At 62.3% G+C, this 24,722-nt stretch carries 23 protein-coding genes; 10 read left to right on the forward strand and 13 right to left on the reverse strand.

Going from position 1 to position 24,722, the window contains the following annotated elements:
• Window positions 1-15 precede the first annotated feature (15 nt).
• Window positions 16-540, reverse strand: coding sequence for a component of SufBCD complex (locus MK745_RS13100; protein WP_243613754.1), 525 nt, complete (start codon window positions 538-540; stop codon window positions 16-18).
• Between the two features lie 115 nt (window positions 541-655).
• Here MK745_RS13100 and hemB point away from each other — a divergent pair, with 115 nt between their 5' ends.
• A complete protein-coding gene (hemB, locus tag MK745_RS13105) occupies window positions 656-1,657 on the forward strand; it encodes a porphobilinogen synthase (RefSeq protein ID WP_243613755.1) in 1,002 nt (333 codons plus the stop codon).
• 113 nt (window positions 1,658-1,770) lie between these two features.
• Window positions 1,771-2,334: a YSC84-related protein gene (locus MK745_RS13110; protein ID WP_411028142.1), complete on the forward strand. Its 564-nt coding sequence runs from the start codon at window positions 1,771-1,773 to the stop codon at window positions 2,332-2,334.
• A gap of 72 nt (window positions 2,335-2,406) precedes the next feature.
• On the opposite strand, the gene MK745_RS13115 is transcribed toward MK745_RS13110, so the two are convergent.
• Window positions 2,407-3,279: an NAD(P)-dependent oxidoreductase gene (locus MK745_RS13115; protein WP_243613757.1), complete on the reverse strand. Its 873-nt coding sequence runs from the start codon at window positions 3,277-3,279 to the stop codon at window positions 2,407-2,409.
• 81 nt (window positions 3,280-3,360) lie between these two features.
• Here MK745_RS13115 and MK745_RS13120 point away from each other — a divergent pair, with 81 nt between their 5' ends.
• Complete coding sequence (locus MK745_RS13120) at window positions 3,361-5,823, forward strand: penicillin acylase family protein (protein WP_243613758.1); 2,463 nt, start codon at window positions 3,361-3,363, stop codon at window positions 5,821-5,823.
• Window positions 5,824-5,881: 58 nt separating this feature from the next.
• On the opposite strand, the gene hflX is transcribed toward MK745_RS13120, so the two are convergent.
• The 4 genes from hflX to trkA all read right to left on the reverse strand — a co-directional run bounded on the left by hflX (window position 5,882) and on the right by trkA (window position 10,424).
• The gene (hflX, locus tag MK745_RS13125) at window positions 5,882-7,153 is read right to left on the reverse strand and encodes a GTPase HflX (protein WP_243613759.1); all 1,272 of its coding nucleotides are present in this window, start codon (window positions 7,151-7,153) and stop codon (window positions 5,882-5,884) included.
• Window positions 7,153-7,392 (reverse strand): RNA chaperone Hfq, encoded by a 240-nt coding sequence (gene hfq, locus MK745_RS13130; RefSeq protein ID WP_008204623.1) that lies wholly within the window; start codon window positions 7,390-7,392, stop codon window positions 7,153-7,155. The genes hflX and hfq overlap by 1 nt, the downstream gene beginning before the upstream one ends.
• Window positions 7,393-7,522: 130 nt before the next feature.
• Window positions 7,523-9,040: a TrkH family potassium uptake protein gene (locus tag MK745_RS13135; RefSeq protein WP_243613760.1), complete on the reverse strand. Its 1,518-nt coding sequence runs from the start codon at window positions 9,038-9,040 to the stop codon at window positions 7,523-7,525.
• A gap of 7 nt (window positions 9,041-9,047) precedes the next feature.
• The gene (gene trkA, locus MK745_RS13140) at window positions 9,048-10,424 is read right to left on the reverse strand and encodes a Trk system potassium transporter TrkA (RefSeq protein ID WP_243613761.1); all 1,377 of its coding nucleotides are present in this window, start codon (window positions 10,422-10,424) and stop codon (window positions 9,048-9,050) included.
• A 144-nt stretch (window positions 10,425-10,568) separates the two neighbouring features.
• On the opposite strand from trkA, the gene MK745_RS13145 reads away from it, so the two are divergent.
• Window positions 10,569-11,033: a hypothetical protein gene (locus tag MK745_RS13145; RefSeq protein WP_243613762.1), complete on the forward strand. Its 465-nt coding sequence runs from the start codon at window positions 10,569-10,571 to the stop codon at window positions 11,031-11,033.
• Window positions 11,034-11,035: 2 nt separating this feature from the next.
• Here the strand turns inward: MK745_RS13145 and MK745_RS13150 are convergent, their stop codons facing one another.
• The 5 genes from MK745_RS13150 to dusB form a co-directional block, all read right to left on the reverse strand.
• Entirely contained in the window at window positions 11,036-12,442 is a 1,407-nt protein-coding gene (locus MK745_RS13150; protein ID WP_243613763.1) for a sigma-54-dependent transcriptional regulator, read from the reverse strand.
• Window positions 12,435-14,696: a sensor histidine kinase NtrY-like gene (locus MK745_RS13155; RefSeq protein ID WP_243613764.1), complete on the reverse strand. Its 2,262-nt coding sequence runs from the start codon at window positions 14,694-14,696 to the stop codon at window positions 12,435-12,437. Before MK745_RS13155 ends, MK745_RS13150 begins: the two co-directional genes overlap by 8 nt.
• Window positions 14,697-14,802: 106 nt before the next feature.
• Entirely contained in the window at window positions 14,803-16,167 is a 1,365-nt protein-coding gene (locus tag MK745_RS13160) for a sigma-54-dependent transcriptional regulator (protein WP_243613765.1), read from the reverse strand.
• 3 nt (window positions 16,168-16,170) lie between these two features.
• Window positions 16,171-17,256, reverse strand: a complete 1,086-nt coding sequence (locus tag MK745_RS13165; protein ID WP_243613766.1) for a two-component system sensor histidine kinase NtrB — start codon at window positions 17,254-17,256, stop codon at window positions 16,171-16,173.
• Window positions 17,253-18,254 carry a tRNA dihydrouridine synthase DusB gene (gene dusB / locus MK745_RS13170; RefSeq protein ID WP_243613767.1) on the reverse strand — a complete coding sequence of 334 codons (1,002 nt, stop codon included), beginning with the start codon at window positions 18,252-18,254 and terminating at the stop codon, window positions 17,253-17,255. The genes MK745_RS13165 and dusB overlap by 4 nt, the downstream gene beginning before the upstream one ends.
• Window positions 18,255-18,484: 230 nt before the next feature.
• Here dusB and MK745_RS13175 point away from each other — a divergent pair, with 230 nt between their 5' ends.
• From MK745_RS13175 to MK745_RS13190, 4 genes are all read left to right on the forward strand, one after another.
• Window positions 18,485-19,615, forward strand: a complete 1,131-nt coding sequence (locus MK745_RS13175; RefSeq protein WP_243613768.1) for a bifunctional 2-C-methyl-D-erythritol 4-phosphate cytidylyltransferase/2-C-methyl-D-erythritol 2,4-cyclodiphosphate synthase — start codon at window positions 18,485-18,487, stop codon at window positions 19,613-19,615.
• Window positions 19,612-20,094: a phosphatidylglycerophosphatase A family protein gene (locus tag MK745_RS13180; protein ID WP_243613769.1), complete on the forward strand. Its 483-nt coding sequence runs from the start codon at window positions 19,612-19,614 to the stop codon at window positions 20,092-20,094. Before MK745_RS13175 ends, MK745_RS13180 begins: the two co-directional genes overlap by 4 nt.
• On the forward strand, window positions 20,094-20,561 hold the full coding sequence (locus tag MK745_RS13185; protein WP_243613770.1) for a CinA family protein: 468 nt from the start codon (window positions 20,094-20,096) through the stop codon (window positions 20,559-20,561). Before MK745_RS13180 ends, MK745_RS13185 begins: the two co-directional genes overlap by 1 nt.
• A 165-nt stretch (window positions 20,562-20,726) precedes the next feature.
• Window positions 20,727-21,908, forward strand: a complete 1,182-nt coding sequence (locus tag MK745_RS13190; RefSeq protein WP_243613771.1) for an ammonium transporter — start codon at window positions 20,727-20,729, stop codon at window positions 21,906-21,908.
• 119 nt (window positions 21,909-22,027) lie between these two features.
• Here the strand turns inward: MK745_RS13190 and MK745_RS13195 are convergent, their stop codons facing one another.
• On the reverse strand, window positions 22,028-23,320 hold the full coding sequence (locus tag MK745_RS13195) for an MmgE/PrpD family protein (RefSeq protein WP_243613772.1): 1,293 nt from the start codon (window positions 23,318-23,320) through the stop codon (window positions 22,028-22,030).
• Between the two features lie 35 nt (window positions 23,321-23,355).
• Entirely contained in the window at window positions 23,356-23,808 is a 453-nt protein-coding gene (locus MK745_RS13200) for a type II toxin-antitoxin system RatA family toxin (protein ID WP_243613773.1), read from the reverse strand.
• Between the two features lie 70 nt (window positions 23,809-23,878).
• Between MK745_RS13200 and hpt the strand changes: the two genes are divergently transcribed.
• Both hpt and MK745_RS13210 read left to right on the forward strand, forming a co-directional pair.
• Entirely contained in the window at window positions 23,879-24,418 is a 540-nt protein-coding gene (hpt, locus tag MK745_RS13205; protein WP_243613774.1) for a hypoxanthine phosphoribosyltransferase, read from the forward strand.
• Window positions 24,415-24,603, forward strand: coding sequence for a hypothetical protein (locus MK745_RS13210; RefSeq protein WP_243613775.1), 189 nt, complete (start codon window positions 24,415-24,417; stop codon window positions 24,601-24,603). The genes hpt and MK745_RS13210 overlap by 4 nt, the downstream gene beginning before the upstream one ends.
• The last annotated feature ends 119 nt before the right edge of the window (window positions 24,604-24,722 follow it).

Consider the following 24,722-nt stretch of genomic DNA (forward strand, 5'->3'; position numbering starts at 1 on the left):
GCGTTCCTGGTCGGATCAACCGAAGGGCGAAGAATGGAAGTTCATGTACATGCCCCATAGGGACGTGACGAAAATAGACGCCATGCCAATGAGTTGCACGTAGAGTCTGTGCCGGGTGAGGCGTTTGCGCAAAAGCTCGCCGCTGGCCTCTTCCTGTTGAATACGCGACGCCGTCGAGAGGCTGATCATCCCGACGAGCGACATCGGGAACAGCAAAAGGAACACCGCTTGTGCAAACTCGATCCCAAAGATGAACCCCGTCACCGCAAGCCCGGTGAGCAGGAAACAGGCAAAGGACAAGAGCCAGAGCCCCGACACCCGACCGATATAGAGAAGGCGGTTGGTATTGATACGCACCATGTCCTCGAGATCAATCTCGGTTTGCCCACCCGCGCGCTTGGCCCGCAGCACCATGTCATACGGCACACCAAGCACCCAATGACTTGCCGAGGACCACATCACGGCAAGCGCAATCCAGAACCAAAGGTTCGAAAAGCTGCGCATGTCGATGACTTCGAAAACAAGTTGATGCCAGTTCAAATCTACGGCCTCTATCAAACTGCGCCCTGACATAGCGCGGCTTTTCGGCAATTCCTAGCCTTGAGAAAGCAGAAAATCCATGGCACCTGTTTCAGACGCCAAGATGAGGACGATCATGAGCCATTCGCCAGCCGCTTTCCCCGCCGCACGCCTGCGCCGCACCCGTCAATCCGCTGCTCTGCGTGGACTCGTGCGCGAGAATACGCTGAGCGTAGAAGATCTGATCTGGCCGGTCTTTGTGCGTGACGGTGAAGGGGTCGAGGAACCCGTGGCCTCCATGCCCGGCGTGGTGCGCCGCTCGGTCGACAAGATCGTCGAGGCCGCCCGCGAAGCTGCCGATCTTGGCATCCCGGCGATCTGCCTCTTTCCCTATACCGACCCCGCGCTCAAGACCGCCGATTGCGCCGAGGCGTGGAACCCCGACAACCTGTCCAACCGTGCCACCCGTGCAATCAAGGCCGCCGTGCCCGAGATCGCAGTGATGACCGACGTGGCGCTTGATCCTTATAATATCAACGGCCATGACGGGTTTGTACGCGACGGTGAGATCCTCAATGACGAAACCGTCGAGGCCCTTGTGAAACAAGCGATGAGTCAGGCCGAAGCTGGCGCGGATATCATCGGCCCCTCCGACATGATGGACGGCCGTATCGGCGCCATTCGCGAAGCGCTCGAAGCGGGCGGGCATTCCAACGTCATGATCCTTTCTTACGCCGCCAAATATGCCTCGGCCTTCTATGGCCCGTTCCGTGACGCGGTTGGCGCCTCGGGGGCGCTCAAGGGCGACAAGAGCACCTATCAGATGGACCCCGGCAATTCCGACGAGGCCCTGCGCCTCGTGGGGCGCGATCTTGATGAGGGCGCGGATATGGTCATGGTCAAACCCGGCATGCCCTATCTCGACATCTGCCGCCGCGTGAAAGACCGCTTTGGCGTGCCGACCTATGCCTATCAGGTCTCTGGCGAATACGCGATGATCGCTGGCGCGGCGCAGAACGGTTGGATCGACGGTGACAAGGCGATGATGGAAAGCCTCTTGTGCTTCAAGCGCGCGGGCTGTGACGGTATCCTGACCTACTTTGCCCCCGCCGTGGCGCGCAAACTGGCCAAGCAGTAACCCGCCGAACAGACGCGTGTTGCTAGTGACAGCGCGCGGCGCTGCACGTATACTCGCGCGCAAGAAGCCGGAAAAACCGGCAAACCCGAGCAGCATCAGTGAACAGGCTTAGCATGACACACATGAACAGACGCAATTTTACCCTCGCCGGTCTCGCCGGTCTGGGTCTCACCACCGCCGCCTGCGGCAATGGTGTCGGAAGCAACGGCGCGCAAGAGATCGACGCCCGCGTCGACAACACGCTGAACTACCTCTATTCCAACTACCCCAACTCGCGGGATCTCGCCGATAAATCGGTCGGTATGCTGGTCATGCCTGTCGTGACCGAGGCGGGCTTTGGCTTTGGCGGTGGATATGGCCGTGGGGCGCTGCGTGTCGATGACATCACCGTCGATTACTACTCGGCCACCAAAGGCAGCTTCGGCCTTCAGATCGGGGCCCAACAATATGCCCACGTGCTCTTCTTCATGACCGAGGGGTCGCTCTCGGAATTCCGTCGCTCGAGCGGCTGGGCCGCCGGGGCAGACCTCAAATATGTGGTCTCAGACGAAGGCGGCATCCTCAAGGCCGACACCACCACCGTGCTCGCCCCGGTCATCGCGGTGATCTTTGGTCAGGCGGGCCTGCACCTCGGCGCAACGCTCGAAGGCGTGAAATATAACCGCATCATCCCCTGATCGCGGCGCAAGGCCACAATGCAAAACGGCGCCTCGCGGGGCGCCGTTCTTCGTTTCCAAGGCCTCGCGGTCCTAGCCCATCTCGCGCAACCGCTTGATAAGGCTCGAGGTATCCCAACGCCCACCGCCAAGCTTTTGCACGTCTTTATAGAACTGATCGACCAGCGCCGTCACCGGCAGGCTCGCCCCCGTCTCATCAGCGGTCGAAAGGCAAATTCCAAGATCCTTGCGCATCCAGTCAACGGCAAAGCCATGCTCGAAATGATCGTCGGCCATTGTCTCGTGCCGGTTGACCATCTGCCAACTCCCGGCAGCACCGCCTTGGATCACATCCACGACCGCGCGGATATCAAGCCCTGCCTTCTCGGCAAAATGAAGCCCCTCCGAGAGCCCCTGCACGAGACCGGCGATACAGATCTGGTTGACCATCTTGGTGAGCTGCCCTGCGCCGCTCTCGCCAAGGCGCTTGATCGTGCGGCCATAGGCCTGCATCACCGGCTCTGCCGCATCATAGGCCGCCGTATCACCGCCGCACATGATGGATAGGATACCATTCTCGGCCCCCGCCTGTCCGCCCGAGATCGGCGCATCGACAAAGGCGATGCCTTTGGCCTTGCCCGCCTCGTAAAGCTCGGCCGTGACCTTGGCCGAAACTGTGGTGTGATCGACGAGGATCGCGCCCTCGCCCATCCCCTCAAATGCGCCATCCGCGCCTGCACAGACCATGCGCAGATCGTCGTCATTACCGACACAGGTCATGACGAATTCCGCGCCCGATGCGGCATCTTTCGGCGTGAGGGCCATCGCCCCGCCATGTTCCTTGACCCATGCCTCGGCCTTGGCGCTCGTGCGGTTATAGACGGTGACCTCGTGGCCCTTGGCCTGTAGATGTCCCGCCATCGGGTATCCCATCACGCCCAGACCGAGAAATGCGACTTTTGCCATTTGGTTTCCCTCCCCAAGTTCTTGTCATAGTCTTTGTCCTGCCCCAAGACAGAGATGGCAAGACGAAATCCGGGAATCGACATGAGCAACCTGTTTCAATGGCTGGTGCGCCTCGCTGGTGCGCTTCTTATTCTCGCGGCCCTTGCCGTGGGGCTGGTCTATTACCTCGCCTCCCGGTCCCTGCCGACCTATGACAAGACACTCACGACCCCCGGCCTCTCTGCCCCGGTCGAGATCGTGCGCGACAATGCCAACGTGCCGCATATCTTTGCCGAAGCCGACGAGGACGCCTTCTTTGCGCTTGGCTATGTCCATGCACAAGACCGCCTCTGGCAGATGGTCACGCTGCGCCGCACGGCACAGGGGCGCCTGTCGGAGCTTTTCGGCACCTCTACGCTCAAGATCGATACGCTCTTGCGTCGCCTCGATATCTACCCGCTCTCGGTGCAATCCGTGCAGGCACAGGATGACCGCGCGCTTGCGGTGTTGCGGGCCTATGCGCGCGGCGTCAATGCCCGCATCGACGAGATCAACCGCGATTCCCTTGGGCGTGGTGCGCCAGAGATGTTCCTCTTCCCGTCGGCCATTGCACCGTGGCAACCCGCCGATTCCATCGCCATCCAGAAACTCATGGCGCTGCAACTCTCCGGGCACCTGTCCGAAGAAGTGCTGCGCGCGCGCGTGTCCCTGCTTCTGCCCGACGAGGCCCGCCTCTCCGACATCCTCCCCGACGCACCCGGAACCGGGGTCGCGGCACTTTCGGATTATGCCTCTCTGGTCCCCGGCGCACCGCGCTATGCCGCCTCCGAGCCGCAGATCGACACCCCTCTCTCGCCCCTGCCAAGACGCGGTCTGGCCGGCGCCTCAAACGCTTGGGCGGCAGCGGCCAACCGCTCTGCCACCGGTGGCACGCTCTTGGCCAACGATCCGCACCTCGGCCTCTCCGCGCCCGCAATCTGGTATCTCGCCCGGCTTGATCTGGACCACGGCGGCGTCATCGGCGGGACAATCCCCGGCATGCCCGCGGTTCTCGCGGGCCGCACCGACACGCTCGGCTGGGGGCTGACCTCGTCCTATCTCGACGATCAGGACGTGTTCATCGAAGAGGTGAACCCCGACAACCCCGAGGAATACCGGACGCCCTCCGGCTTCAAACCCTTCGTGACCCGCAAATCCATCGTCACGGTGAAAGACGCCGCGCCCCTGACGCTGACCCTACGTTGGACGGACAACGGCCCGGTCCTGCCAGGAAGCCAGTTCGACCTTGGCACCATCACCCCCAAGGGCCATGTCGCGGCGCTTGGCTGGACCGCGCTCTCGGCGCGCGACACCTCGATGAGCGCCGCAATCAACCTGATGTATGCGGGCAATGTCGAAGATGCGATCGCCGCCGCCGAACCCTATCTCGCGCCCTCGCAGAACCTGACGCTCGCCGACCGCGACACCATCGCGCTCAAGACCATCGGCGCCATGCCACGACGCGACGATGCCCATCAAAGCATGGGCCGCCTGCCGTCGCTCGGATGGCGCGCCGAGAACCGTTGGCGCGGCCGTCTGCCTTATGCCTCCAACCCACAGTTCCTTGCACCGCGAGGAGGCATCGTCGGCAATACCAACAACAAGATCGTCGACCGACCCTTCCCGCTGCATGTCTCCTATCATTGGGGCGACAGCCAGCGCATCCAACGCTGGCAAAGACTCATGCAGGGCCGTGAAGTGCACACCCGCGATAGCTTTGTCGAAGCCCAGCTCGACACCGTGAGCTACTCTGCCCGCGCGCTGCTTCCGCTTGTTGGGGCAAACCTTTGGTTCACCGGTGATGCGGCCCCCGACGGCACGCCCGAACGCCAACGCCAACGCGCCCTTGCCCTGCTTGCTGAATGGAACGGCGAGATGAACGAACACCTACCCGAGCCGCTCCTCTATGCCGCATGGATGCGCGCCCTGCAAAAACGTCTGATCCAAGACGATCTCGGCCCCTTGGCCGAGGAATTCCTGCACGTAGAACCGCTCTTCATCGAACGCGTCTTCCGCGACGTAGACAATGCCTCAAGCTGGTGCGACGTGATCCAAAGCGCGCCGGTCGAAAGCTGCACCGACATGGCCCGCCTGGCCCTTGATGACGCGCTGATCTGGATCGACGAGCGCTATGGCAACCAGATCGAATCCCTGCGCTGGGGCGACGCGCACCAAGCCACCCATGACCATCAGGTGCTGGGCGAACTGCCGCTCTTGCGCCATTTCGTGAACATCCGCCAATCGACGAGCGGCGGTGACAACACGCTTCAGCGCGGCCGCACCAATGGCACCGACCCGGACCCGTTCCTCAATGTCCATGCCGCAGGCTATCGCGGTGTCTATGACTTCGCCGATCCCAATAGCTCACTCTTTATCCTGTCGACCGGGCAATCGGGGCATTTCCTGTCGCGCTTCTACGACGACATGGCCCAGCTCTGGCGGCGGGGAGAATACGTGCCCATGTCACTTGATCCGGCACTGGCACGTGCGGCTTCGGTCGGTGTGACGACACTTTTGCCAAAATAACGCGGACAAGCGCTTTCGAAATCGCGTGTGCAAGGGTTCTCAAAAAACCTCGCACCGCTCAGAGGGTTTCGAAGGTCCGTGCCTGACGTGCGGTCCAACGGACAGTCAGGTGAAACCCCTCCTCGTCCTGCTGTTCTTCCTCAACGACGCCCTCCTTAAAGAGCCAGGCGCGCTTCTTGCCATCGGCGAAATCGAGCGTGATCTCGGCAAGGCTACGCTCGGCATCAAGCGTCCCTGCAATCGCCGAGAACAGCGCCTCCAGCCCCTCACCGGTGAGCGCCGACACTGCAAAAATCGCATCGTCACGGCCCGCACGGGTGCGCATCGCCTCTTGCCGGTCCGGCTCAAGAAGGTCGATCTTGTTCCAGACCTCGATCTGCGGCGTGGCCTCATTGACTCCCAGAGAGCCCATGATGTCATTCACATCCGCCGCCTGAATATCTGTCTCCGGGTGGGCGATATCGCGCACATGCAGGATCAGATCCGCCGACAACACCTCTTCCAGTGTCGCCCGGAACGCCGCGACAAGCTCTGTTGGCAGGTCCGAAATAAACCCAACCGTGTCCGACAGGATCACCTCTGGCCCGTCCGGAATCTGCACCGCGCGCATCGTCGGGTCGAGCGTTGCAAAAAGCATGTCCTTGGCCATGACATCCGCGCCCGTCACCCGGTTGAACAGAGTCGATTTTCCGGCGTTGGTATATCCGACAAGCGCGACAATCGGGAACGGCACCTTGGCACGCGCCTTGCGGTGCAACTCGCGCGTTTTCACGACCTTGGCCAGCTGACGGCGCAACCGCACGAGCTGGTCATCAATGGCGCGTCGGTCTGCCTCGATCTGCGTCTCGCCGGGACCGCCCACAAACCCGAGCCCACCACGCTGGCGCTCAAGGTGGGTCCAGGCGCGGACAAGCCGCGTGCGCTGATAGGACAGCGCCGCCATCTCGACCTGCAAGACCCCCTCGCGCGTGCGCGCCCGGTCCGAGAAGATCTCAAGGATAAGCCCGGTTCGGTCGAGGAGCTTCACTCCCCAGGCCTTCTCGAGGTTGCGTTGTTGAACTGGCGTCACAGGCCCGTCGATCAACACGAGGTCGATTTCGTTGGCCTTGAGCACAGCCTTGATTTCTTCGATCTTGCCCGAGCCAAAGAGCATCCCCGGATGCGGCTTTGGCAGGCGCACGGCATTTGATCCGATCACTTCGAGATCGGGCAGCGCCACGGCAAGAGAAACCGCTTCTTCCAGCGCGTGCACCGCCTCCCGACGTTGATCGGAGCCGGTGATGTCGGGATGCAGAACCCAGGCGCGCGTCACCGGGCGGTCATGCTCCATCAAGAGGCGTCTTCACCTTCATAGAGGCTGATCGGCTGGGCCGGCATGATGGTCGAGATCGCATGCTTGTAGACAAGCTGGCTCTGGCCATCGCGACGCAGCAGCACGCAGAAATTGTCAAACCAGGTGATCACACCCTGCAGTTTGACCCCGTTGATGAGGAAAATCGTCACCGGAACCTTGGTCTTGCGGACGTGGTTCAGAAATGCGTCTTGGAGATTTTGTCGATCCGATGCCATTACGTTTTTGCCTTTGTTTATCGTTGGGTGCGTCGGTTTTTGCGTCAAAGCGCTTCAAGTATGGAGTGCGATTCGCCGAGTTTCCAGCCCCAAAAGTGGAATTAGCGGCAAATCTTACCCTCGGGGCGTGTCATTTTTGCCAGAGCTCTGGCGACATGAGCGCCACAATCGCCAATGTTTCAAGGCGGGCCACCACCATCGTCGCCGCCAGAACAAGCTTCACCGCGTCGCTTTGCGCCGCAAGCTCGATGGGCGATTCCGCCGCCACAGAGATCAAAGGCCCCGTTGTCGTCAGCGCTGCAATGGTCAGGACAAACGCATCTTCAAACCCGACACCGAGGAAGGCAAGCACCGCGCTCACCACGGCGATGGAGATCGCGAACAGCATGAAAACCACCCAAGCGATCTGCGCCCCCTTGCGCCGGATGCGCCGCGCGTCTGACCGCCGCCCAACAACGACCGACGGATGCACAAGCCTCTGTATCTCGCCATATCCCTGAAGATAGAGCGCATAGACCCGGAGAAGCTTGACGCCGCCTGCCGTGGTGGCCACGCCACCGCCGACAATGGCAAGCCCCATCAGGATGATCCCCGGCGTCGACAGGCCCGACCATTCCTGCGCGGCCTGCCAATCGGTGCTCTCAAAGCCGGTGGTGGTCAAGAAACTCATCACCGTGAACACCGCCCCCCACGCGGCCCGAAGCGCCGCGCCGATATTCTGGCTGTCTTCGAATTCATACGCGCCAAGGAAATGCCGCAGGAAAAGGAAGCACGGCACAAGCACAACGATCAGCACCCCGAGACGGAACTCATAGTCGCGCCAAAACGCATCGCGCCGCACGGCGCCTGTCTCGTTGGAGAAGGTGCTGCGTGACAGGGCAAAGACCATGAAGGCAAAAAGCATCACCTCGCCGCCGATCCCCGCCTGTGCGTTCTCAAGCCCGCCCACAGGCGATATGCCGCTCGTCGAAAGCACCGCCATGGCGTGCATCAACCCGCCAAGCGCCTGCGACCCCATGATCATCAGAAGCACCCAGAGCACCAACGTCAGCCCCGCATAGATCGGGATCAGCGCCTTGGCCGCCCGCGCAAGACGCTTGCGCGGGTCGGCGATGATGCGCGGCCCGTGCTGTGTCTCATCGGTGCCCGGATCGGCCTGCGCTGTGACCTCAAAACCGCCAAGGTTCAAGGGCGAGAAGATCGCCACTGCGGCAATCCACATCAACAACCCGCCGAACCACGCCACGATCCCGCGCCAAAGGTGCAGCGACGGCGAGAGCCGGTCTGGGTTGTCATAGAGCGTCGCCCCCGTCGTGGTCAGCGAGGACACCATCTCGAAATAGGCGTTGACATAGGTCGTCGTCGCTAGCCCCTCGTAAAACGGCAAGGCAAGAACCGCTGGCAGCACTGTAAATGCGAGGAACAACGCCACCAGATGATCGACGCTGCGCGGCGCCTCGTGGGTGTGGCTCATGGCCAGCGCGATCAGCCCAAAGACAAAAAGAACAAGCGTGCCGGAATAGAAAAAGCTACGCGCCTCGTGCAGATCATGAAGCACCCCTGCATAGATCGCCGGCACATACATGACGATCCCCGATAGCCCGAAGAGCAAGAGGAACAGTGGCAAGCGTGACAGCGACGACAGCATGACCGGCCTAGAAGAAGTCGATGGAGACCTGGAACAGGCGCTCCACTTCGGGCACATCCGCCGCCAGCGCGAAAACGGCGATCACATCGCCCTCTTCGATCCGCGTGCCACCGGTCGGCTTGAGGATTTTATCGCCCTTGCGGATCGACCCGATCAAAACGCCTTCCGGGAAATCAATGTCACGCACCTGTTTGCCAGAGATGGGCGAGGTCGACAGAACCTCCGCCTCGATGATCTCGGCCTCGGCATCGCCGATGGAATAGACGTCGCGCACCCGCCCATGCCGGATATGGCGCAGGATCGAGCTCACCGTGGTGGCGCGCGGGTTGATATAGGCATCGATCCCGAGCGGCGACATAAGCGGCACAAGGGTCGGATCGTTGATCAGCGTGATCGCCATCGGACAGCCCCGCGCCTTGGCCCGCACCGCCGTCAGCAGGTTGACCTTATCGTCATCCGTCACCGCAAGAACCGCGTCCGCCCGGTCGACACCGGCCTCGGCGAGCATCTCAGAGTCGAGCCCGTCGCCATGCAGGACAATGGTGCGCTCCAACGCCTCTGCCGCGCGTTCCGCGATCTTGCGGTTGCGCTCGATGACCTTGGCGCGAATGCGTGTGGTATGCGCCTCAAGGCGCTGCGCCACCATAAGCCCGACATTGCCGCCGCCCACGAGAAGCACGCGGTCCTGTTTCTTCTGCGTCTTGCCAAAGACCTCCATCGTGCGGCTGGTGTCTTCGCTGGCGGTGAAGACATAGATTTCGTCACCGACGAAAAGCTGATCCTCCGGTTCAGGGGCAAAAAGCGTGCCGTTCCGGCGCACCCCGACGACCACCGCCCGCAGGGTCGAAAACAGGTCCGACAACTGGCGCAGCGCCGTGTTGACGACAGGACAATCCTCGTCGAGCTTCAGCCCAAGCATCTGCACCTTGTTGTCGAGGAAACTCTCCGTATCGAATGCCGCGGGCGTCGCAAGCCGCTTGATTGCCGCCTCGGCCACCTCAAGCTCGGGGCTGATCACAACATCAATTGGCATGTGATCGCGCCGGTAGAGATCGGAATAGATCGCATCGAGATAGGATTGGCTGCGCAACCGTGCGATCTTGCGCGGAATGGCAAAGACCGAATGCGCCACCTGACAGGTCACCATGTTGACCTCGTCGGAATAGGTCGCGGCAATGATCATGTCGGCATCGCGCGCACCCGCCTTGTCGAGCACATCCGGGTAACTTGCAAAGCCCGAAATCCCCTGCACATCAAGCGTATCCGTCGCCCGCCGCACAAGATCAGGGTTGTTGTCGACCACTGTCACATCGTTCTTTTCCCCGGAAAGATGGCGGGCGATCTGCCATCCGACCTGTCCGGCGCCACAGATAATGACCTTCATGGGATACCTCTCGGGCTGTCAGGGTTTTGGATGCCAGAGGTCGCGGCCAAGGTCAAATACTACCGATGCCGCAGGCCTGCGCGACAAGCCATTGACGCCACGCGCGCCTTGGCGTTTCCTAGTCCTCGAAAAGGAATGACCCCCATGCCCCGCGCCATTCGTGCCAAACCCGTCTTCTTCTGCGCTCTCCTCGGCCTCGCCGGGGCGTGTGTCAATATGAACACCTACTACAAGACCGGCACGACGATGGAGGCGATTTCCAAGGACGATCTTGCTTGCGCAAGACAGGCCGACATCGACGTGCCGCCGCGCATCATCGTCGAAAACCATCCTGTCTATGGTCCGCCGCCGAAACCCGGCGCACCGCCGGTTCTGCTCTACTGGCGTACCGAGTATATCGACATCAACGAAGGCCGTCGCGCCCGCGCCAAGGCGCTCTGCATGGCCGAGGCAGGCTATGATCGTGTCTCGATTCCCTATTGTACCGATGAACAGATCGACGGCCGCGCCTTCCGGCCACTGGCCAAGACACCACCGCTCGACGGCTCAATCTGCGCCGTGCGCCGCGATGGCAAACGGCTGCTGATCGACCTCGACAAACCTCTCTAGGCTTATTCCTCTTCCGTCGCCTCGACACGGGCAACCCGCGCCCCTGCCTTGGAAGTCGTCACAACCCCAAGCGACTTTAGCTTGCGGTGAAGCGCACTACGCTCCATGCCGACGAAATTGGCGGTACGGCTGATATTGCCGCCAAAGCGGTTGATCTGGGTCAGGAGGTACTCCCGCTCGAACGCCTCACGTGCCTCGCGCAACGGCAGGGTCGCCAACGCCCCAGAGAGCACCACACGGTCGCTTTCGACCTGTTCGCCGCTCTCGCCCGGCAATTCCCGGCTCTCGATCGGCCCAGACCCATCGCCAAGGATCAACACCCGTTCGATCAGGTTCTTAAGCTGGCGCACGTTGCCCGGCCAGGACATCGTCTGCATCAAGGCCTCCGCTTCGCTGCTCATCTCGCGCAGCGGCAGGCCTTGGTCCTCGTGCAACACGCCAAGGAAATGCTCTGCCAAGAGCGGGATATCCTCGCGCCGCTCCTCCAGCGACGGCACCGCGATCGGTACCACGTTGAGACGATGGAAAAGCTCCTGCCGGAACCGCCCCGCCTCGATTTCCGCCTCGAGATTGCGGTTCGTGGACGAGATCACCCGAAGATCGACCCGCACCTTGTCACTGCCGCCAACCCGTTGAAATTGTTGATCGACAAGCACCCGAAGGATACGCGTCTGCGCGCCTTCTGGCATATCGGCCACCTCGTCGAGATAGACCACGCCACCATTGGCCTGCTCAAGAAGCCCCGGCTCCACACCGCGCTCGCTGCTTTCGCGTCCAAACAGCATCTCTTCGACGCGATCCGGCTCCACGCCCGCACAATTGACGCTCACGAACGGCGCGCTGGCACGGTTGGACTGCGCATGAATATAGCGCGCTGCCGCCTCCTTGCCGACGCCCGCAGGCCCGCTGAGCATCACCCGACCATTGGATTTCGTCACCTTGTCGAGCTGCCCGATCAGGGTGCGGAAGGCCGCGCTTTCGCCGATCATCTCGCCCGGTTTGCTATCCTGACGGAGCAACTCCTGGTTCTCGCGGCGCAGACGCGACGTTTCCATCGCACGCCGGATCACCACCAGAAGCTGATCGATATTGAACGGCTTCTCGATGAAATCATACGCGCCCTGTTTGATCGCCGCGACTGCGATCTCGATGTTGCCATGCCCCGAGATGATGACGACCGGCACATCCGGGTAGTCCCGTTTCACCGTCTTGAGGATGTCGATGCCATCCATATTGCTGTCCTTGAGCCAGATATCGAGGATCAGAAGCGCAGGCTGCGCGCTTTCGACTTCCTTCATCGCCTGATCGGAATTCCCCGCCAGCCGCGTGGTATAGCCTTCATCCTCGAGAATATCCGAGATCAGCTCCCGGATATCGCGCTCGTCGTCCACAATTAGAATATCACTCATCTCTGTCACCTGTCTCAACATCTGCTCCGGCCACACCTGCTTCAAGCGGCAGGCACACAACGGCCATGGCTCCGGGACGATCCGTCCCGCCAAACAGCGGCGCATCTTCAAGCGAGAGGCTGCCACCATGTTCTTCGATAATTTTCTTCACGATCGGAAGGCCAAGGCCCGTCCCCTTGTCGCGTGTCGTCACGTAAGGTTCAAAAAGCCGCGCCCGATCTTCCGGCAGGCCGATACCATTGTCGGCAATACGGATCACCGCCGCCTCATCCCGCGCCTCACACGAGATATGGATCTCTGGGCGGTGGTCCTCTGGTGCGCCTTTTTCCTGAAGGCTTTCAATAGCCTCCCCGGCGTTCTTAATCAAATTCGTGAGCGCCTGCGAGATCATCGTCTCATCATATTCCGCCGGAAGCGGCCCCGCGACGATATCTGTCTCGAACGTCACATCCGGTTGCCCTGCCTCCTGCAAGAGCACGCACCCGCGCAGTGTCTCGACCACATCGCCATGCCGCCGATCCGGCTCTGGCATGCGCGCGAACTTTGAAAACTCGTCCACGATCCGGCGCAGGTCATTGGTCTGGCGCACGATCACATCGGTCATCTGCTCAAGCTTCTCGCCCTCGTCGCCCACGCGGGCGCTGAACTTGCGCTTGATCCGCTCAGCCGAAAGCTGGATCGGTGTCAGCGGGTTCTTGATCTCATGCGCGATCCGCCGCGCCACGTCGCCCCAGGCTGCCATACGCTGTGCAGTGACAAGGTCGGTCACATCGTCAAAGGCAAGCACATAGCCCTCAAGCTTGCCATCCTCGCCACGGCGTGTCGCCATCCGCACGAGAAGGTTCTCGATGCGCCCTGCCCGGCTCACCCGAACCTCGCCCTGCACGGTTTCCGCCGCATCTTCAACAAGACGCTCAAACATCGGTCCGAACTCCGGCACAGCCACCGTGATCGCCATCGCCTGATGATCGTCCGACCAATCCAGAAGCCGCTCAGCCGACCGGTTGACGAACGAGACCCGCCCATCCGGGTCAAGGCCAACGACACCCGAAGTCACCGAAGACAAGACCGAGTCAAACAGCCTGCGCCGCCGTTCGATCTGACGCGTGTTCTGCAACAGCGCCTCACGCTGGCCCTTAAGCTGTCGGGTCATCTGGTTGAAGTAGCGGCCCAGCATGGCAATCTCGTCGTCGCCATCTTCTTCGACCACCCGCACGTCAAGATCGCCCGAACCGACCCTCTGCGCCGCCCCGGTGAGCCGCCCAACCGGTCGTGCCAAACGCTCGGCAAACCACATCCCCATCCAGATCGCCGCAAGGATCAGGATCACCGCAAAGCCAAGGTATACAAGCCCGAACTCGAACAAGACCCGCCCGCGCTCTTCCTCAAGCTGGGTATAGAGTTTCGCCGTTTCCCGCGTCTCATCCAAAAGCGAAAAGATGCTGCCGTCCACTTCACGACTGACATACAAGAGCCGGTCCACGAAGGCTTCGAGCCGCACAAGCGCGCGCAATTCGTTGGTGTCCCAGTCGCGAATGACAAGCGTTTCGCCCGCATTGGCCGCCGCAATCTGCTCCTCGGTCGGACGCTCGAAATGGAACAGGTAGGAATTCGCGCCCCGCGCCCGAATCTCTCCCGTGCCATCAATCACATAAGCCTCTTTTAGACCGCGCTGAATCTGTCCCTGTCCGCTCGACAGGAGGACGCGAATATCCCCCGAGGTCAGGAAGAAGGACGATTGCCGTTGCCGATTGAGGAAATCCGCCAGAACCTCCGCATCCGTCGTCAGGTCGCGCACGTGTTCCTGTTCATAGGCCTGCGCCGCCGAAACCGAGTTGCCGACAACCCGGCTGACCCGCTCCGAGAACCAGCCCTCAAGCCCGATATTGACCGTCAGCCCCGCAAACACGGCAACAGTGACCGTCGGCACCAGCGCCAGAAGCGCGAACGCCCCCGTAAGCCGCAGGTGCAGGCGTGAGCCGACCGATTGCGCCCGGCGTGAGGCGATCATCCGCGCCACCCGCTGCGCCACGAGCGCCGCGACGGCAAGCACATACACAAGGTCAAGCATCAGGACGAGCCGCAGCGCCCCAGAAGACGATCCCCGGTTCATTGGCCCGAGCACAAGGAAGGTCGCAAGCGCAAGGCACGGGCCAAGCAGCACGAGCCCAAGCGTCGCGATGTTCTGCACCCGCCGCTGGCGGCGCAAACGCGTCAGCCGCGTCCAATGGCTCGTTCTTGTCCGGGAGCTCACCCGACACCCCAATTGCTTGATGGCCGCCAAAATCGCGGCATACCGCCGTTTTATCCCCGCGCCACCGCAAAAACTGCGGCAGATCGGTCACTCTATTGTGGCAGTTTTACATCAACTTCCGCCGTCTTGTCACCTGAATATCGAGATCGGTGATCTTTTTCCGGAGCGTATTTCGGTTGATGCCAAGGAGATCCGCGCATTTCGCCTGATTGCCGCCCGTCGCATCAAGCGCAATCTCGATCAGCGGCAATTCGATCTCTTTCAAGATCCGCGCATATAGCCCTGCCGGCGGCAACATCTTGCCATGCAGATCGAAATAGCGCCGCAAATGCCGCGCCACCGAGGCCGAAAGCTTCTCGGTGTCTTCCCCGCCAAGAAGCGGACCAACTTGCGGCTGCGCGCCAAGCACGGATTCCGCCTCTGGCCGCGTGATTTCTTCCGAGCGCGCCGTCAGCACAAGCCGTTTGACTGCATTCTCGAGCTGGCGAACGTTGCCAGGCCAACTATAGGCGCGGAACAGCTCCATCGCGTCCTCCGAGAAGAGCCGCATCTGCGCCCCGTCCCGCTCGGCCCGTGTGAGGAAATGCTCGACCAACAGCGGAATATCATCAACCCGCTCGCGCAGGGACGGCACGTGAATCGTCGCACCGTTCAGGCGGTAATAGAGATCTTGGCGCACGTTGCCCTTGTCCATCAGGTCGCCAAGGTCGCGTTGCGAGGTGGCCATGAACCGCGGGCTATGCTCGCCCGGATTGTCGATCATACGCACGATCCGCGCCTGCACCTCGTCATCGAAATCTCCGATCTCATCGAACAACACCGTGCCGCCCTTGGCCTTGGCCAGAACCCGGCTCGGCCCCTCGAGATCGCTCAGGTCCGCCGCGTTGACGACCACGAAGGGAAGCGTCCGACGATCCGAAAAATCATGAATTTCCCGCGCGATAAGCGATTTGCCCGTGCCACTTTCGCCGGAAATCAAAACCGGCAGGTCGGTGTTCATCACCCGCGCCACAAGACGGTATAGCGCCTGCATGGCCGCCGTGCGCCCGACAAGCGGCAATTCATCCGGGCGATCGTCCTCGATCTGCGGCGCAGACGGTGCGCGGCGTTTCAACTCAAGCGCCTTGGAGGTGCGCTTCATCAGATCCGGCAGGTCGAACGGTTTCGGCAGGTAGTCATAGGCTTCCGCCTCGGCCGCCTGAATCGCCGTCATGATGGTGTTCTGCGCCGAAATCACGATCACCGGCAGGCCGGGCCGGTCTTCGGCAATCTTGGGCAACATCTCGAGCCCATTGCCGTCCGGCATCATCACATCGGTGATCACCACGTCGCCCTTGCCCTCTCCGACCCAGCGCATAAGCGTGGTAAGCGACGAGGTTGCGTGGACCTTACATCCCGCCCGCGTCAGCGCCTGCGTGAGAACGGTGCGGATCGTGCGATCGTCATCTGCAACAAGAACGGTGCCGTCCATGGGTTAACTCTCCTTGGATGATGTCGTGCGTTCACGCGGAACACGCGGAAGGGAAATACGGAAAACGGTGCGTCCGGGAACGCTATCAACAGTGATAAGCCCGTCATGGTCCGAGATGATCTTGCTCACCAATGCAAGGCCAAGCCCGGTGCCATTCTCGCGCCCCGAGATGAACGGATCGAACACGTCGCCCTTGATGTCCTGCGGCAGACCCGGACCATCGTCGATCACCTCGACCTGAAGTGGCAGAGGCTGGCCCGAGCCATCCGACCGCCGCATCCGGAACGAATGTTCGTAGTAGGTATGCAGGCGGATCGTCCCGCTGCCCTCTGCCGCCTCCGAGGCGTTCTTCAGAAGGTTGAGCACCACCTGCAACAACTGATCCGCATCGCCAAGCGCAAGCGGCAGCGACGGGTCGTAATCCTCAACGATCTTCATATGCGCGCCAAACCCGACAAGCGCCGAGCGTCGCGCCCGATCAAGCACATCATGGATATTGACCGGCTTCTGCTGCGGCGGCGACAGGTTGCCAAACTGTTCGACCTGCTCAAGAAGCTTTACGATCCGGCGGCTCTCCTCGACGATCAGGTCCGTAAACTCGAGGTCATCCGCCTCAAGGTTCATCGACAGAAGCTGTGCCGCGCCGGTAATGCCTGCCAGCGGGTTCTTGATCTCATGGGCCAGCATCTCTGCCATGCCGATCGCCGACTTGGCCGAGGATTTGACCCCGTGAGAGCGCGTCATCCGCCCCGCCAGTTCGCGCGAGGTGATGAGGAAAAGCATATAGCCCGGCTTGTTGCTCACCGGTGCGATCTTGAGGTTGCCCTGAATCGGCGGCCCTTCGCCGGTGCCGATATCGGCATCATTGACGAAAAGCGGTGTGCCATGATCGCGCGAGCGTTGCAGCGCGTTCTCGAGCGGCGCATCGACCGTCACCTTGTCCCAGACAGGCACCCCCCGCATCGACTTGGCCGAAGCGTTCAGGAAGCTTTCCGCCGCCGGGTTGATATCCTCGATAAGCTCGTCCGGATCGACCAGCAACGCCGGAACCGGCAGCGAATTCCAAATCGCTTCGTCGAACTCACTCATGCCACTTGCTTCCTATTTCCTGCATCCCGAAAAGCCTCCGGCAAGCGCGCCAGAACCTCTTTCGGATCACGACATGTCTGGATCAGGCGGCGCAGGTCGCCCGGTGTGCCCGCGTCGTCCATGTACCAACCCAAATGTTTGCGCGCGACGCGCAGTCCGAGATCTTGCCCGTAAAACGCCAGCATCGCCTCGTAATGTTCCGCCACCATCTCGGCGCGCGCCTCGCCTTCCGGGATCTCCGGCGCCTCCGCTCCAAAAAGATCGGCGGCAATCTGCGCCAGCGCCCAAGGACGCCCCTGCGCCCCGCGCCCGACCATGACGCCATCCGCGCCTGATGCCGCGAGCGCGCGTTGCGCGGTCTCGGTATCCACGATATCGCCATTGGCAATCACCGGGACGGTCACCGCTTGCTTGATCTCGGCAATCGCCGCCCAATCCGCCGCGCCCTTGTAGAACTGACAGCGCGTGCGCCCGTGGATCGTCACCATCTTCACACCCGCGCCCTCGGCGCGCTGCGCCAATTCGGGCGCGTTGCGCATCTCATCGTCCCAGCCAAGCCGCGTCTTCAGTGTCACCGGGATCGACACCGCCTCTACCACCGCCTCAATGAGGCTGAGCGCATGGTCTAGGTCTTTCATCAACGCCGACCCGGACGCCCCCGCGCCGCTCGCGCTGGTCACCTTCTTTGCCGGACAGCCCATATTGATATCGATGAGCGTCGCGCCATTGGCCTCAACCTGCCGCGCCGCCTCGGCCATCCAATAGGCATCGCGCCCGGCGATCTGCACCGAGGTATTGGCGCTCTCGAACCCAAGCTCCGCTTTCTCGCGCACGCCGGGCTTCTGCTGCACCATTTCCTGGCTCGCCACCATTTCTGATACGACCAACCCCGCGCCAAACCGCGAGACGAGGTCGCGGAACGGACGATCCGTGATCCCGGCCAACGGAGCGAGGAAGACGGGGGGTGTTAGCCTGAGTTGTGCGACTTCTACGGTCACTTGCCTATTCCTTGTGCAATATCTCGGTGCTAGCCGACTCGGGGGGGATGCTCAATCTTCGCACATCCGATTTTGAGGCGGAATTATGCACCTGATGAAAAAATAGGCAAATTTCCAGTCCCTTTCCGCGCACTCGCCCGCCGATGGAGCAGAAGTTCACGCAAGCCGGATCATCGGAACGTGGCATTTGGGCAATTCAGTTTCGCACCAAAACAGGCTAGAGAGACGTCATGAAAACCGCCGCCCTTATCGTCGCCGCCGGACGCGGCACCCGCGCTGGCCCCGGTGCGCCGAAACAATGGCGTCCGCTGGCCGGTCGGCGCGTGGCCGACTGGACCGTCGCCGCTTTCGCCGCCCATCCGGCCATCGACCTGATTCTCGCCGTGACCCACCCCGATGACGCCGCCGAAGCCGCAACGCTCGGAGTCGAAACGGTCGAGGGCGGGGCCACCCGCGCAGACTCCGTCCGCGCCGGTCTCGAAGCCCTCGAAGGGCGCGGTATCACCCATGTGCTGATCCATGACGTCGCGCGCGCCGGGATCACCGCGACGATCATCTCCGACGTTCTCACCGCGCTTAAGACCTCTCCCGGCGCAGCTCCCGCGCTCCCCGTCACCGACGCCCTCTGGCGCGGCACAGACGGCACCGTGTCAGGCACCGAGGACCGCACCGCGCTCTACCGCGCCCAAACCCCGCAAGGGTATCACTTCGATGCGATCCTTGCCGCGCATCGCGCCCATCCGGGCAATGCTGCCGATGACGTCGAGGTCGCCCGCGCCGCAGGGCTTGACGTCACCATCGTGCCGGGCAATGAAACCAACCTGAAGATCACCGCGCCCGAGGATTTCGCGCGCATGGAAAAGAGCTTACGAGGCGCAATGGATATCCGGCTTGGCAATGGTTTCGACGTGCACGCCTTTGATGACGGCGGCGATCACGTGACGCTCTGCGGCGTGCAAATCCCCCATACACGCGGCCTCAAGGGCCACTCCGACGCCGATGTGGGCATGCACGCCGTGACCGATGCGATCTATGGCGCGCTGGCGATGGGCGATATTGGCCGCCATTTCCCACCCTCCGACATGCAATGGAAAGGCGCCGACAGCGCGATCTTCCTCGACCATGCGGTGAAGCTCGCCGCCGAACACGGGTTCTCGATCTCCAATATCGACTGCACCCTGATCTGCGAACGCCCCAAGATCGGCCCCCATGCCGCCGCCATGACCAACCGCATGGCCGAGATCATGGGCCTCGAGACGGCGCGCATTTCGATCAAGGCCACCACAAGCGAAAAACTCGGCTTCACAGGCCGCGAAGAAGGGATTGCGGCGCTCGCCACCGCAACATTGGTAAAAGCATGAGCAGACAGATTTCCATTTTCTTCGGCGTCGGCCTCCTGCCTTGGGCACCCGGCACATGGGGCTCTCTCGCAGCCCTGATCCTCGGCTGGGGGATCGAGCGTTACCTGGGCTTCTGGCCCCTCGTCCTCGCCACGCTGATCGCCATCGTCGCGGGCTTCTGGGCCTGCAAGGTGGAACTTGCCGACCGCCCCGGCGACGACCCTTCCGAGATCGTCATCGACGAGGTCGCGGGCATGTGGCTCGCCATGCTGTTTCCGGCCTACGGGTTCTACATGCGCGACATGTCCATGGTCTGGCCCGGCCCGATCGCGGCCTTCCTCTTCTTCCGCCTCTTCGACATCAAAAAGCCGTGGCTCGTGGGCAAGGCAGATCGCCGCCACGATGCCGTGGGCGTCATGCTCGATGATCTCTGGGCCGGGGTCTTTGCCGGGATCGCCACGATCATCGCCGCCGCCATCTACCACATCTTCCTGATCTGATGAGCCTCGCCGCAGAGACCCTCGCCGCCGCCCGCGCCCGCGGCTGGAAGATCGCCACCGCCGAAAGCTGCACCGGCGGCATGGTATCGGCCGCGCTGACGGATGTGCCCGGCTCCTCCGACGTGGTCGAGCGCGGCTTTGTCACCTACACCAATCTCGCCAAGACCGAGATGCTTGGCGTGCGCGAGGCAACCCTTGCGACCCATGGCGCGGTCTCCGAAGAGGTGGCCCGTGAAATGGCGCTCGGCGCGCTGGTCAATTCCGATGCTGACCTCACCGTCTCCATCACCGGTATCGCTGGCCCCGGCGGGTCCGAGTTCAAACCCGAGGGGCGCGTCTGTTTCGGCCTCGCCACCCGCGCGGGCTGCAACACGGAAACCGTCGAGTTCGGCGCCTTGGGGCGCGCAGAGGTCCGCACGGCCGCACGGAATCACGCCCTGACCCTCCTGCGCGACGCCGCATCCTAAAGCCGCCCGCAATTTAATCTCACACCACACATTTGCGCCACTTTTTTAATCAAAGCGCAAATCGCCCATGTTTTGCGCACCCGTGCACGCAATTGCATCTATGTTTTGCACGTTCTTTCCGCTTTCTGACGCGAAAACCAACAGAAAAACGGAAAGGAAGGGACAATGAACGGAGCGGATACCGCCTGGATCATCGTGGCAACGGCCTTGGTCCTGTTCATGACATTGCCCGGTCTGGCGCTGTTTTACGGCGGCCTCGTCCGGGCGCGCAACGTCCTCAGCGTCTTCATGCAGGTCTATGGCATTGCCTGCCTGATGAGCATTCTCTGGCTCGCCTTTGGCTATACCATCGCCTTCGGCCCCGGCGAGACCGGGCTCTGGGGCGGGTTGGCCAAGATGTTCCTCATGGGCGTCACCGCCGAGAGCCTCTCGGGCACGCTCCCTGAAGTGCTGTTCTTCGCCTTCCAGATGACCTTCGCCATCATCACCCCGGCACTCATCGTCGGTGCCTATGTGGAACGGATCGGCTTTGGCTTTGTCCTCCTCTTCTCCGGCCTCTGGATGCTCCTTTGCTACGCACCCGTGGTGCACTGGATCTGGGGCGGCGGGATGCTCGCCGATGGCGGCCTCTTCGGCGAAACCGGCGTGCGTGACTTTGCGGGCGGCATCGTTGTCCACGAGACCGCAGGCATCGCCGCTCTTGTGATCGCCGTCTTCCTCGGTCCGCGCAAGAACCGTACCACACCCCCGCATGCGCCAGCCTATGTCTTTATTGGCGCAGCGATGCTCTGGGTCGGCTGGTTCGGCTTCAACGGCGGCTCGCAGCTTGCCGCAGATGGCGGCGCGGCCATGGCCCTCACCGTGACCCATATCTCCGCCGCAACCGCGTCCCTGTCTTGGGCCCTCTGGGAGAAGATCAAATATGGCAAAGCCTCGCTCGTCGGCATCGTCACCGGCACCATCGCAGGCCTCGCTTCGATCACCCCGGCCTCTGGCTTTGTTGGCCCGATCGAAGCGCTGATCATCGGCGCTGTGGCCGGTATCCTCTGCCAGGAAGCCGTGAACCTGATCCGCAACACGCTCGGCATTGACGACACGCTCGACGTCTTCGCCGTGCATGGTGTGGGTGGCATCTTTGGCACCATCATGATCGCCGTCTTCGGCGCAGGCACCTGGGTCGCACAGCTCGGCGGCCTCGCCGTGGTCGGCATCTTCACGCTCGTCGTCACTGTCGTGCTGGTGAAGCTCTGCGGCCTCATCACCCCGCTGCGTGTTGATGCCGAGACCGAGGTCAACGGCCTCGACCTCACAGTGCATGGCGAACGCGCCTACGACATCGTGTCCTAGCCACACGCTTGAACGGAACGACAAAGGGCGGGCCTCAGCGGGTCCGCCCTTTTCTATTGCCCTGCGCCCGCCGCCCCGTCAGGCCGCCTTCGGCGAGAGTATTTTTCCAGAGAAGAAGATCAGGGCGCCAACGCCCGGCCAATCGCCTCCGGGCTGGCCGCCGCCTCGATCAACGCCCAAAGCGCGCCCGTGCGGTCCTCACCGATGAGCGCCTCGGCCTTTGCCATAAGCCGCGCCGCACGATCCTCAAGGCGCATCGGTGCGTTGAGATCATGCGCCGCCTCAAGCACCGTGCCATCCTTGAGCGTGATCCGCACCCGCGCCTCTGTCTCTGCCAGCGCCTCATCCGCAACCACGCTCACGCAATCGCGCAAGGCGCGGAGCGCAGGGTCGGCGCACATCTCGGCCGAATAGCTCGCGAGCGCCGCCGTCGACACCCCCGAAAGCGCCATCGCCGCGACCATCCGGTAAGAGAACTTCGCCCCAAGCCCGGTCTCCGGAGCGGGCTGATTGCAGACCGTCATCCAGCGCGGATGGGTCGTAATCTCCACCGCCTGAACCTCCTCCGGCGCAGGCCGGTTCATGCCCCCAAGCGCCTCGAGCGTCGCATGCAGCCCGTGGCAACAGGCGTGGAACTTGTGGCTGATCCCGTCAAAAAGCCATGTCTCGCCAAGCCCGGCGAGCGCGCTGTCATTGGCCTCGCCCGCATGCGTCGGTCCAAAGCCTTGCGCGCATTCAAGCCCCTCAGGGTTCGGCACGAATCCCTTGGCGACCAACAGCACCGCCTCGACCCCGTTCGCCGCCGCAAGCCCCGCGTTATAAGGCTTTCCCATCGTCCCGAACTGCGATTTCAGCCCCGAGGCCCGCGTCGCCACAAGGCCAAGCGCCGCCGCGCTTTGGCGCGCGTCAAATCCGAAAAGCCGCGCTCCCGCCGCCGCCGCACCAAAAGCGCCCGCCGTGCCGGTCTGGTGAAATCCGGTCTGATAGTGACTCCGCCCGAGCCACACGCCAACCCGTACAGAGACCTCGATCCCGACAAGCGCAGCCTCCTGAAGCGCCGCGCCCGTCGCCCCCGCCCCTTCAGCGAGCGCCAGCGCAGCCGGCATCACCGCGACCGATGGGTGCCCGATATGGGCAAAATGCGTGTCGTCATAGTCAAGCGCATGGGACGTCGCCCCATTGACCAGCGCCGCCCCCCGCGCCGGCACCCGCTCGGCTGTGCCAAATAGCGACGCCTCGCCAAGCCCGCTTTCCTCGCAGACCATTTCACGACAAATCCGGGAAACAGGCTCCGTCGCCCCGGAAATCCCGCACGCGGCCCAGTCGAGCATCGACAGGCGCAGCATCTGCCGCGTCTCTTCCGGGGCTTCTGGGGCTTGGCTGATGAAAGCGGCAAGCGACTCGGTCAACATGGGCGTCCCTCCTGAGATCAGGAGGCCACCATAGCTTACGCCTGCGCGCCGTAAAGATCGGCGGCGCGTTTCTCAAAGGCGCGCACGATCCGGTGCATCGCCTCGTTAAAGACAACCCCGATCACCCCCTGCAGGATCGCGTTCTTGAACTCGAAATCGACAAAGAACGACACCTCGCAACCGCCTTCTACGTCCTTGAAATCCCATGTGGACTTGAGGAACTTGAACGGCCCGTCGAGGTACTCCGTGTCAATGCTCATCTCCGCATCCCGCAACAACACCCGGCTCCCGAACCGCTCGCGGAAGACCTTGAAGGAAATCACCAGGTCCGCCAGCATCAGCCGCGCCTCGCCCTCCGGCGTCACAGAGCGCACCCTTGCCGCCGCGCACCAAGGAAGGAACTTCGGATAAGAGGCCACGTCTGCGACGAGGTCATACATCTGCTTTGCCGTATAAGGCAGCGTGCGGGTCTCAGAGTGGGTCGGCATGTCGCCCCGTTTTCGCGTGGACAGTGGGCGTCCATTTCGTATGCTCAACGCGGAAAATCAAGGGGGTGTCATGCCAAAGCGTCCATATGTCATCGACCAGATGATCTCGGCCAAGTCCATCGCGGCCCGGATCGAGGAACTCTCCGACGAGATCGAGGCCGAGTTTGCCGATACCGACAAGCTCGTCGTTGTGGGCCTGTTGCGCGGGTCTTTCGTCTTCATCGCCGATCTGGTGCGCGAGCTGAACCTCGACGTCGAGGTCGACTTTCTCGAGGCGTCGTCTTACGGCAATGCCATGGAATCGAGCCGCGAGGTGCGCATCCTCAAGGATCTGCGCGGCGAGATCGAAGGGCGTGACGTGCTGGTGGTCGAGGATATCGTCGACACCGGCTTTACCCTCTCGCATGTGCTCCACATCCTCACGGCCCGCAAACCGCGCAAACTGCGCACCATCGCGCTTCTCGACAAACCCTCGCGCCGTGAAACGGATGTGAAGGCCGACTGGACCGGCTTTGAAATCCCGGATGAATTCGTGGTCGGCTATGGCATCGACTATGCCCAGCACAACCGCAACCTGCCCTTCATCGGCAAGGTCCGCTTCACCGAATGAGGTTCCCGACCCGCCAGCTCCTGCGCATGACGCGATGGGCGCGCAACCCGCCCTCGACGCGGCGGGTCCTCCTCTTCTTCGCGGTGCTGGCCGCCTGCCTCGCGCTATTTGCAATAGAACGTTTCATCGGCTGGCCCGATTGGCTCACCCCGAACATGACCCCCAAGGGCCGTATGTTCAAATAGCGCCGCCCCCTGTCTTCCTCTTGCCAGAAATATCCCGGGGGGCTTGGGGGGCTGGCCCCCCAATTCAACATGAGGTTCTCGGGGGGGGGGCCAATTGAAATCGGGGGTCTGGGGGCTTG

It is taken from the genome of Shimia aestuarii (genome assembly GCF_022814865.1).
Classification (GTDB): Bacteria; Pseudomonadota; Alphaproteobacteria; order Rhodobacterales; family Rhodobacteraceae; genus Shimia; species Shimia aestuarii_A.